This is a genomic window from Thermodesulfobium sp. 4217-1, assembly GCF_039822205.1.
Lineage (GTDB): Bacteria > Thermodesulfobiota > Thermodesulfobiia > Thermodesulfobiales > Thermodesulfobiaceae > Thermodesulfobium.
Genome location: NZ_JBAGBW010000038.1, coordinates 1 through 10,161, shown reverse-complemented (window position 1 = coordinate 10,161; position 10,161 = coordinate 1). Strand labels below are relative to the sequence as shown.

Genomic DNA, 10,161 nt, shown 5'->3' with positions numbered 1-10,161 from the left:
AAATATGGCGAAGAAGAAAGTAGCCTAAAAATTTCAAAAATTATTGGAGAGTTTCTAATTAAGCATATTAGAAATTTCTTAAAACGTATTTTTTATAACTACTATTTACGTGATATGTCTATAGCATCTTTTGAGCTGCCATTGGGTATTATCCTTATTATTAGTGGTAGTGCCTTTGGAATTTATCATTGGGTGGAATCTGTAAAGGAAGGAGTGGTTACTCCAGCAGGGACTGTAATGCTTTCAGCCCTTCCGATTCTAATTGGTTTTCAATTAGTACTTTCATTTTTGGCTTATGATATTTCTTCAGTGCCACATAGGCCAATACATAAAAGATTTTTAGGTTATAGAATAAGGGGGGATTAGTGCATAGGGAGTTTTTAGGATGTAGTTATACTCAAGTTAAAAAAGGAGATTTAAGATAAGTGATTACATATATATTTGCAATTTTGTGCGTTATTGGCATTGCAATAGGCCAAATTTTATTTAAAACAAGCGCTAGTGCACTATCACAAAGTGGTTCTTTTTTTGCAATAAAACCATTGACATATCTTATAAGTGCTTTGATTTTGTATGCTATAACTACTGTTGCGTGGGTCTGGGTATTACAAAAAGTTGAGCTAGGTCGTGTGTATCCCTTAATGGCTTTGGCATTTGTGCTTGTACCAGTGGGAAGTTATTTCTTTTTAGGCGAAAGGTTTAACTATCAATATTTTTTTGGAGTTGTTTTAATTATGCTTGGGATTATTTTGACAGTAAGATCTTAGATAATTTTTTATTCTTTTGTGAATAGTGTCTCAAGGAAAACTGTAGTTTATTTTACAACTATGATTCAGTGATACTCAGATTGAAACCATATTACAGAAAATTTGTATGTTACTAAATATTATTTTTGGTGATGGATGAAAAATAATAGCTAAACTTAATTTAAATTTTTTGAACCAACCCGCTTTATTGACAAAAAGAGTATATTCTAACTACAATTACGATAGACTTGTTTATAACAAAATGGGATGTGTGAGATTATGATTGAGAATATCGAATTTGAAAATTTTAAGTGTTTTGAAAGACTTAGCGTAGAAAAGTTACAAAGAGTTAATCTTATTGGCGGCAAAAATAATATTGGAAAGACTGCTTTTTTAGAAGGGATTGAGCTTTTGGCTAAGCCAAGGTCTGGTTTTGGTATGCGTATTGTTACATCTGAAATCCTTCGAAGAAGGCAGCTAAAACCAGGTTTTATGCCACAAACACAATCTTATAAAGAATTTGAGTTTGATTTATTTAATAGTTCAGGTAAAGAAATTATTATTAAAGATGATACATCTGAAATTAAGATAAAATTTATCCCTGCTGGTGAAATGATAGAATCTCAAAGCATTCAATCTCTTTCCAATTCTTTTAGTCCGACTGGTTATCAAATTTTACAAACATTTCCTACAAATCAACCAAAAATAGCTCCAGCTCTATTTGTACAGTTTTCATATAATAATGAAACTCTTGCTACTCCAGTGCAAGATATTATTAATCCAGTTGTTATTATTCGGGATATTAGGCATACTTCAACTAATGTTAATTTTATTTCATCGTGTTCGACTGATGAAACGCTGTTAACAGAATTTTATGGGAAAGTAAACGAACTAGACAAAGAAGAAGAAATCGATCGCCTTATAAACGAATTTGATGAAAATATCTTGAAAGTAAAAGCCATTTCTGGTAGAGATGGTACTACTTTCAAGTTAAAGCTTAAAAATAATGACTCTTTAATTTCTCTTTCATCATTTGGTGAGGGTATCAATCGATATATTGCGATTCTTTGCGCAATATGGGCAAGCCAGGATGGATATCTTCTCATAGATGAGTTTGAAAATGGCATTCATTATACCAATTATCAAAGATTATGGAAAATCATATTTGAAACATCTAAGAAAGCAAATTGTCAGATTTTCGCTACCACTCATTCAAAAGAGTGTATCGAAGCTTTTAACGAAGCAAATCAAGAAAATGAAGGGGTTTATCTGGAACTTTATCGAGATCAGAAGAAAAATATTATTTCTGTTATGAAACGCGATTATAATCAGCTTAGATATTCTTTAACTCACGAGGCTAAAATCCGCGGTGAGTAAAAGTCTTCTTATTGTAGAAAGTGTCAACGATCAGTATTTTATTGAAGGGCTGATTGAATATTTAAAACTTAATGTAAAAGTAGGATCTCCAATATGTAATATTGATGATTACGAGTGTCTGGGTGGTTTAGGTAATCTTTCCAGCCGATTAAAAGATTTAAAAAAGGAGATCGGGTCTAAAGGGCTGAAAAGGGTTGGTATACTTATAGATGCTGATAGGGATGGAATTGAAAATCGCATTAATCTTATTAATGGTGCAATGAAGGAAATATGTTCTGATGTTTCTTTTACCCGGATAAATGAGCTTAAACATAGCCAAGAACTTGATGTCGATTTTATTTGTTATATTATCAATGTTAATGGTTACGGTGAGCTTGAGACGCTTCTAAAAACAATTAAATCTGAAGATTCAACTTTTGCAGATTGTTTAGAATCCTGGCGGGAATGTGTTAAAAATTTTAGAAAAGAGATTAAAGATAAAGAGTTTAATAAGTTTTGGATTCAGATTTATTTTCGTTACGATTGCTGTACTGAGGAAGAAAAGAAACGAGCAGGTAAAAATTGTAATAATGAAAATTCACTAAAAAAGAAGATCTGGAACTTTGAAGATTCTGCATTAGACGGTTTAAAGGAATTTTTAAAATTGCTCGCATAGCTTGGATATAAAATGATATTAAAAATAGTCTAAGAAAGGTGAGGTTTTAAAATGATCAAAGTTGGGGATTGTTATATCTCTCATGATAGATTGAAGGATATTGTTTATTTAAGAAGGAGTAAAATAGAAAGGTAACTGTTAAATTTTCAGGTTCAGGTGTTTCTGAGCATTTTCAATTTTTATGCTGCAATGAAGTAAGTGATGAAGAATTTGAAAATTTATTAAAAGAGATAAATGATGGAAACAAATGATAAAAAGAGTTTTTAAAGATTTAAAATCATAGAGAAATTATACAGTCAAATTTAAATTTTCAAAAGGTGCATAATATTGATAAAGTGAACCATTATAAAGTCATATTGGAATCTCAAGAAGAGGGTGGGTATACTGCAGTCGTTCCAGCTCTTCCTGGATGCATTTCTGAGGGCGAGACTTTTAAAGAAGTGCTTCAGAATACAAAGGAAGCGCAAGAGCTTTATCTTGAAAGTCCTACAGAAGATAAGCTCCCAATTCCTGAAGATAAAAGTATAGTAGAGGAAGTGATTGTCTGAAAAAGCTAGCAAATCTTAGAAGTGATGAAGTAATTAAAGAACTTCTGAAATCTGTCTTTTTGGAGCCGAGGCAAAAGGGGAGTAGTAAGCTTTAAAAGAGGTGAATTACGAGTAACTGTACCAATTCATTCAAAAGAGCTGAAAAAAGGAACATTAAGTAGCATTATTAAGCAATCGGGACTTAGAATAGAGTAGTTTTTTAAGCCTCTCTGATTCAGTAAAATTTTTAATTATTCAAAGTGTTTTGGATATATAATACTTTTGTAGTATAAATTGAAACTGAGAGGTTTTATGAGGATAACCACTAGTATTAGAATTGACAAAGACAATAAAGAGTTCGTAAAGAATTTTTTAAACGCTACAGTCTTACATTAAGCGATGGTATAAATATGTTTTTGAGCAAGTTGGCCATGGATAAAAAGCTCCCCTTTGATTTAGAAATGTTTCAGGAAGAAACACAAAAATCTATCAAACAATCTCAAGAGTCTGACGTAACCTACCATAAAGATACAGAAGAACTCATGAAAGATATTAGAGGTTAGCGATATTAAACTTTCAAAAACCAGAAACTTTAAAAAACACTATTTGCAAAGAGTTAATTTAGATTGCGACAAAATATTTGTATATGTTGTAGATAAGTTACTAAAAAATCAGCCTTTAGAGAAAAAATTCAAAGACCATGCTTTAGTTGGCAATTTTTCAAACTTAAAAGAATGTCATTTAAAGCCGGATTTATTGCTAATATACCAATTATTAGATGATGAGTTACGATTGATTGATATTGGGTCTCATTCGTAAATTTTTAAATAAACTTATAAAAAAAATTTTAAATTTATTCAATACTCAAACTCCCACTTATCACTCCTGCATTGTAATTTATACTGACATTTGACACTTCTCCGTCTACTGGAGATTTTATCTCAAGCCTTGATATGTGCTTATTGTTATTTTCAATCTGCGCGCTTAATTTAGCCTGTTCAGACTGAACGCTTGCAATCTCAAGTTCTTCGTTTGTCTTCAGAAATGCTATATCACTCTCTATATTTTTTACTGCCTGTTCAGAGATTAAGCCTTCTGAATAAAGCCTTTTATTTAATTCAAGTTCTTTATATTTGCTCTCAAGCTTTTCCTTGTAGCCTGCCTGTATCTTTGATATAGAGCCTTCAAGCTTGGCATAATCTATGATATTCTTTTCATTTTCTAAATTTAAAGCGTCCTGCTCTTTCGATGATATGGCCAAAACATCGCCAATTCTAACCTTCTGGCCAACTTTGACCTTTATATCTGAAATGTCCATTGCATTGAAGCTGATTTTGATTTTATTAAGATCGTCTGAAATATTTTTCTCAGCATAGCTTTTTACCCCTGGATTGTATTGAAGCTCTGCGCTATGCGCTGCATTCTTATATATCTTTTTCTCATATCTGATTACAAGCTTGCCGCTGGTTATGTGAGTATTCTTTAGCCTGTCCAAGTCCTCCAGCCTTGCAAATTGCAAGTTTATACACTTCTGGATAAGTTTTATAGGGTTGTACTCTGTCGGATATGATGCTATATGATAGTTTTCGTCGTCTGTGTAGATGTCGCCTGTGATAAATACCCTTGTATCAGGGTCTTTTATGCTACTCTCAATGTCTGAAATTATCTTCTTTATATTCGTCCTGTAAACGCTTATATTCTTATTTGATATCAAGATATTTTCTCCTGTTTTTTCTTCCATTGAAAACGGCTGTATGTTATCAGTTAAGCCCTTGCCTACGCTATAAAGATAGCCAGTCTCTGGATCTTCTACCACTACTGAGTTTGCGCCAAGCCAGCCAATAGCCTTAAATTTTTTATCAATCTTTTCGTGCGTAACGTTGTGTATGCCTTTTACGTAAACGATTGTTTCTTTTTCTGATGCTTCATATTTCACGTCCGACAGTGCGCCTACAGGGTTCTGTATGATAGAGTGGATTATTTTTTTGTAGCTGTCTGTCGGCAGGCAGATGAGAAAGAAAATAAAAAATATACAGGCTAATATTCTCTCAGACTTGCTCCCCCTGATAAATCCTCTAAATACCGCATCTTTTTTCGTGATAAGTGAAAATCTTATAAATGCTGGATAAAACAATCTCACCCCTTTGACAGAAAAGCTCTCCAACATCAAATGAGAAATATATCCTTGCTCTAAACTGAGTAGGTATATAGCGTTAAATTTAAATACATAAAAGACTGCGTTTATTGCTACCGAGTAAATCAGATAACACAATATTGAGTTTGCAAAGTCTATTACTTCGTTTCGGCTAAAAGTAAGCCTATTAAATATATTAAAGGTTGAGGATTTTCTGATTTTGAAAAGTATCTCAGGAGCTGAGCCTGCCAAGCTGCCAAATACTGCCAAAAAATAAAAAAATACGTCTATCCTTATGTCGTATGGCAATAGTATCCTGACCAGCTGGATAAATAATAGCGAAAAAGCTATATGAGAGTAGACGCTCATAAAATCATCTCCATTTCTTTTATTTTCAACTCATCAACTGTCTCTCCAAGCCTGCTTTTTATATCAAGTAGTTCTGTGCTAACTCTTTCTACTTCATCTCTTGTGATAAGCCCTGCGTCATATCTTTCGCGTATAATTTTCGCCTGTGCCCCTTTTAGCTTTAGTTGTGCGTTTAGATTTTCAATTAAGTTTCTTAGCCTCTTTATTTCTGCTATCTTGGCGCTATACTCAATGGCCAATTTCTTTCTTACGTCTTTCAGATTAGCCTCTCTTTGCTTTACCTCTATTTGTGCAAGCTTCACTTTTTCTTTGTATGTAGAGGTATTTAAAAATATGTCAGTTATATTGCCTGATACCGATAAGCCTGATGTAACATAGCCTTTCGCTGGGTCATATCCAGAGTGATAGCGTATCTCTGGCTCTGATGCTTTTTTCAACTCTTTCTTTTGGATCTCAAGGTTTATCTTGGCCTTATCGTAGTCGTTCTGAGCTGTGATGTATTGATTGTTCTTGGCTATATAGTCCTCAAGCGTCACAATCTCATTTGCGCAGGCTTTATGGTAGGCTAAAAATAAAAACAATATAGCTAAGATTAACTTCATATAGTTATACCTAAAAATAATTTATTGTTTTGTATATTTGCCGTTAAAAATCCTGATTGACTAGAAATCTTAAATATTCTGACCCCTGCCTTCACAGTAAGGCTCTTTTCTTCATAAGAAATGCCTATAAGCTTTTTCTCATCGTTGATTGAAAGATAAATATTAGGCTCTATGTGTTTATTTTGCCTTGTTATATTTGTATAAAGGCTAATAGTTGTACTTTTGCCTTCATCAGCTTCTAAATCTTTCTCTACTGTAGCTGATATAGAACAGTTGCCTGTGGTCTGATAAACAAGTGAAAAAGAGTTATTAAAATCTGCAATGTCAAAGTATCTATCTAAGCTAAATGTAGACTGCACTTTGTTTGACTTTACAAGCGTGTGCCTAATATTAAAATCAAATAACTTTTTGTAGCTTGACAGCTGGTATGTTGGATAGCCTTTATTGAAGTTAGCGCATATGTCAGATTTGACTGTCTTAAAATATACGCTCTGGCTTATTAACAATGTCTTTTTTTGTGTAATCTCTGAATTTACAGTTGAGAAATAATTTTCAAGCTTAAATCTCCTGTGCTCAAATTTGTTATATATACTGCTTCCTGTGATAGCTTTCGTGTTCTTGTCAAATTCAGTTCCAAGTGATGTCTCTAATTCGCCTGCAATATATCTGGTTCCAAATATAATATTTTCTTTCTTTCTCTCTTTGTCCGTGCTATCTATATAGTAGTAGTGTATGCCGTTCTCTTCTGAATTGTCCGCAACTGCATAATAATATCTTGTCAGATATTTTGCCTTTGGCTTAGTGAATAATGTCCTCTTTTCTTCTTCTGGATATTCGTATACCATGCCTGTGAAATACTCAAAGCCCTTTTCTTTTTCTTTTAGTGATAAGCCCTGTGCATATCTTTGATAGTGTCCAGCCTGAATATAGCAATCTCCAACTGTATATGACATAAAATCATCTTCAGCGCTAATATTGGCTTTATTGTTAGTAATATCTAAGCTTGTTATATCAGCATAAGCTATATTATTTAGAGACAAAAATATAAAAATTAGCAAAGTAATCCACATATTGTCAACAACTTATCCACAGGTTATCCACATATTGTCAGATAATTTTCCTGAAATATTGATAGTAGATAAACCTAAACAAGAAGAATATAGCGCCCATTGATCCAGCAAAGATATAGGTATCCTCGTCGTTTAATCCAAGCGCTATAAATCTAAGCATTATGAAGATAAATCCAAAGCCAAGAAGTATAGGAATTATGGACACATAGTTTGCGCCGTCGTATCTTAAAGAGTGCAGCGGCTCGCCATCAGACAATCTCCTTGCTAACTCTTCAGCGCCATTTAGGTTCCCGCAGGCAAGCGTATAAACGTGGTTTGCCTCATCGGGTAAAATCTTATACTTTTTCGCAATATATTTTAAAATCTTCTCTTTCTGGTAGGAAAGCTTTATCTCTTTCCCGTGCTTAAAAAAATTTGGTATTATCTTCCCGGTAGGCAGACTCGTACAGCAGATAAAAACATCATTTTTTTCAAGCATTGCTTGAACGAATATCGCGAAGCTATCTGTCAGCTTTTCTGCGTGATTTATGTAAAATGGCTGATTTAGACTTTTTAGCTCTTCTGCAAAATCGTATATGTTTAAACCCTTTGTCTCAACGTTTAAATTTTTCAATACCTGCTTTATACAAGTGCTTGGCGGGGTAGGATTGTCAATATATACCCCGAACCTGTTTTTCATAATGGACTTTAGATATCTCTCTCCTAAGCCAGAGTTGTCTATAATGAAATAAAATGTGCCCAAAATATTATCTCCCTTCTTAATTGTCACAAGCCACTACTGCGCAGTAGTGGCTTGTGCTTTTCTCCCTATTTAGAGATTAGGTTTATTGTTTGAAGAGCGAATGTCGTATTTGCATTAGGTACTATCGTCTCCCTTATTGACTGGTATCCTGATTTACTCACTCTGATAGGTACCTGTAATATCCCGTTTGCAGGCACTACTATGCTAAACTCGCCGTTTGCATTTGTAACGGTTTCAGGATATCCTGTCTCTCTAAGCGGTGCACTAACCTTTGCATTGGCCACTGGATTGCCCACTGCGTCCAGAACCTGTCCCGTGATAGTGGCTGTAGTTGTAGGCAGTACGTCTACAGTCACATTCTCATTTGCTACATTTGTAGTGTCTTTGGTTACGCTAAACTGTCCTGTGGCAGATGTATTCTTTATACCGTGGCCGTTTACTCTGACATAGTAGTTATACGTAGATGTGTCAGCAGGCTTGATAGCCTTTAGCGCATAAGTGCCGTCTGTCGCAGTAGTGGCCTGATCTACTACATATTTTGACATTGTCGAGCTGCCAAAGCGTGGATCCTCTTTCATCAGCTGAACTACCAAGCCGCCTATTCCATTGCCAGAGCCATCAGCTACTTTGCCTGTAACTGCTGCAGTGCCTCCTACGGAAGGTATAGCCTTTATAGATACGTTTTTGTTTTTGGTAGTGATAGATACGGCTTTGTCGATTCCAACGTATCCTGTCTCTTTAACCTCGACTGTATAAGTTCCAGAGTTAACCCCTGTAAAAAGAAACCTACCAGCGCTGTCAGCGGTTACCTCCTGAAGAACATTTCCAGAGCTGTCTTTCAGGTCCACAGTAGCGCCTGCCAGTGTCGCTGCCGTCTCACTGTCTACAATCTTGCCTTTGATGTCCATTGCGTTAGCTGCTGTTGCAAGAATTAGTAAGCTTGAGCCAATCATTAAACCGCTTAAAAGTTTGTTCATTGTAATCCTCCCTTATATTATTTGTTTTTGTAAAGCCAAAATCTAAATAAGCACAAGCAAATTGCATCACCTCTTTATGATTAATTGTCAAAATAATAAATCATACATGATAATTTGTCAATAGATAATTTGTCAAGGTTGAAAATTGAAAATTAATGGCTTGGTTTGATTGATAATTTTTAAATTAAAAGATTTTTGAGGCATTGCCAGAGTTTTGTAATATAATCTAATCTTTGACACTTGGACAGAACAAAAATCCTTGTAAACCTTGATATTTAAGGCTTTTTAGGACTTAGTATTTATGTAAAAAATGCGTAATTTTTTAGATAATAAATTTGTTGCAGGTTTAACCTGTACCCCTTTGTCAAGTCAATTTTTTTATTTTCCTTATTCCTCATTTAGGCTGCCTCCTCCAAACCAGCCATATAAACGCTCATAGGTGTTTTATAACCTAAACTTGCATGTGGTCTTCTGTAGTTATAAAAGTAAATGTATTCTCTTATACCATCTTTAGCCTCCCTTATGGTTGAATAATTTATTAAATAAATATTTTCATATTTTAGACTTCTCCAAAACCTTTCGATTATTATGTTATCGTAAGCCCTACCTTTTGAATCCATAGATATTTCTACACCTGTTTTAAGAAGTATGGATATAAACTCATCTGATGTATATTGAGAACCTTGATCAACATTAAAGACACCTGGTTTACCATAAACAGATATTGCATCGTTTAAAGTGTCAACAACAAGTTTTGTATCTATTGAGTTGGATAACTTGTGCGAGAGTATTGTTCTTGTGTTCCAATCTATTATTGCACAAAGGTAAACAAAGCCATTTTTTAACTTAACCCATCTTCGTCAAAAACCTCCTGAATTTAGCTAAAATACCGTACCCCTAAAAACCCAAACGTTATCCAAAAGCCATCTTTTATAGTAATATTTGTCATTTTGTTCAAAAAG

At 34.1% G+C, this 10,161-nt stretch carries 11 protein-coding genes and 3 pseudogenes; 8 read left to right on the top strand and 6 right to left on the bottom strand.

The genetic code is table 11. The annotated features are described in order from the left end of the window. The 8 genes and pseudogenes from V4762_RS09560 to V4762_RS09530 all read left to right on the top strand — a co-directional run. A pseudogene (locus tag V4762_RS09560) lies at positions 1-366 on the top strand (glycosyltransferase family 2 protein); the annotation flags it as partial. Positions 367-428: 62 nt separating this feature from the next. Next, positions 429-767, top strand: a complete 339-nt coding sequence (locus V4762_RS09555) for an EamA family transporter (protein WP_347315554.1) — start codon at positions 429-431, stop codon at positions 765-767. A 258-nt stretch (positions 768-1,025) separates the two neighbouring features. Then, a complete protein-coding gene (locus V4762_RS09550) occupies positions 1,026-2,123 on the top strand; it encodes an AAA family ATPase (RefSeq protein ID WP_347315552.1) in 1,098 nt (365 codons plus the stop codon). Next, positions 2,116-2,778: a DUF3226 domain-containing protein gene (locus tag V4762_RS09545; protein WP_347315551.1), complete on the top strand. Its 663-nt coding sequence runs from the start codon at positions 2,116-2,118 to the stop codon at positions 2,776-2,778. The genes V4762_RS09550 and V4762_RS09545 overlap by 8 nt, the downstream gene beginning before the upstream one ends. 335 nt (positions 2,779-3,113) lie before the next feature. Continuing rightward, complete coding sequence (locus tag V4762_RS09540; protein WP_347315550.1) at positions 3,114-3,326, top strand: type II toxin-antitoxin system HicB family antitoxin; 213 nt, start codon at positions 3,114-3,116, stop codon at positions 3,324-3,326. Positions 3,327-3,377: 51 nt separating this feature from the next. Then, on the top strand, positions 3,378-3,521 hold the full coding sequence (locus V4762_RS10085) for a type II toxin-antitoxin system HicA family toxin (RefSeq protein ID WP_458646959.1): 144 nt from the start codon (positions 3,378-3,380) through the stop codon (positions 3,519-3,521). A 170-nt stretch (positions 3,522-3,691) separates the two neighbouring features. Continuing rightward, positions 3,692-3,868 (top strand): annotated as a pseudogene (locus V4762_RS09535) (type II toxin-antitoxin system RelB/DinJ family antitoxin); the annotation flags it as partial. Further along, positions 3,855-4,124, top strand: a complete 270-nt coding sequence (locus tag V4762_RS09530; RefSeq protein WP_347315553.1) for a type II toxin-antitoxin system YafQ family toxin — start codon at positions 3,855-3,857, stop codon at positions 4,122-4,124. The pseudogene V4762_RS09535 and the gene V4762_RS09530, both read left to right, overlap by 14 nt. A gap of 34 nt (positions 4,125-4,158) precedes the next feature. On the opposite strand, the gene V4762_RS09525 is transcribed toward V4762_RS09530, so the two are convergent. The 6 genes and pseudogenes from V4762_RS09525 to V4762_RS09500 form a co-directional block, all read right to left on the bottom strand. Next, positions 4,159-5,808, bottom strand: coding sequence for a hypothetical protein (locus V4762_RS09525; RefSeq protein WP_347315549.1), 1,650 nt, complete (start codon positions 5,806-5,808; stop codon positions 4,159-4,161). Then, complete coding sequence (locus V4762_RS09520) at positions 5,805-6,410, bottom strand: TolC family protein (protein WP_347315548.1); 606 nt, start codon at positions 6,408-6,410, stop codon at positions 5,805-5,807. The genes V4762_RS09525 and V4762_RS09520 overlap by 4 nt, the downstream gene beginning before the upstream one ends. After that, positions 6,407-7,468, bottom strand: a complete 1,062-nt coding sequence (locus V4762_RS09515; protein WP_347315547.1) for a hypothetical protein — start codon at positions 7,466-7,468, stop codon at positions 6,407-6,409. Before V4762_RS09515 ends, V4762_RS09520 begins: the two co-directional genes overlap by 4 nt. Positions 7,469-7,517: 49 nt before the next feature. Continuing rightward, the gene (locus V4762_RS09510) at positions 7,518-8,222 is read right to left on the bottom strand and encodes a hypothetical protein (protein ID WP_347315546.1); all 705 of its coding nucleotides are present in this window, start codon (positions 8,220-8,222) and stop codon (positions 7,518-7,520) included. Positions 8,223-8,287: 65 nt separating this feature from the next. Next, a complete protein-coding gene (locus V4762_RS09505) occupies positions 8,288-9,199 on the bottom strand; it encodes a carboxypeptidase regulatory-like domain-containing protein (RefSeq protein ID WP_347315545.1) in 912 nt (303 codons plus the stop codon). Positions 9,200-9,597: 398 nt separating this feature from the next. Next, positions 9,598-10,038 (bottom strand): annotated as a pseudogene (locus V4762_RS09500) (transposase); the annotation flags it as partial. Positions 10,039-10,161 lie beyond the last annotated feature (123 nt).

Coding starts and splice junctions, on each gene's coding strand:
- V4762_RS09550 (WP_347315552.1), top strand. CDS start 1,026: ATGATTGAGAATATCGAATTTGAAAATTTTAAGTGTTTTGAAAGACTT.
- V4762_RS09525 (WP_347315549.1), bottom strand. CDS start 5,808: ATGAGCGTCTACTCTCATATAGCTTTTTCGCTATTATTTATCCAGCTG.
- V4762_RS09520 (WP_347315548.1), bottom strand. CDS start 6,410: ATGAAGTTAATCTTAGCTATATTGTTTTTATTTTTAGCCTACCATAAA.
- V4762_RS09505 (WP_347315545.1), bottom strand. CDS start 9,199: ATGAACAAACTTTTAAGCGGTTTAATGATTGGCTCAAGCTTACTAATT.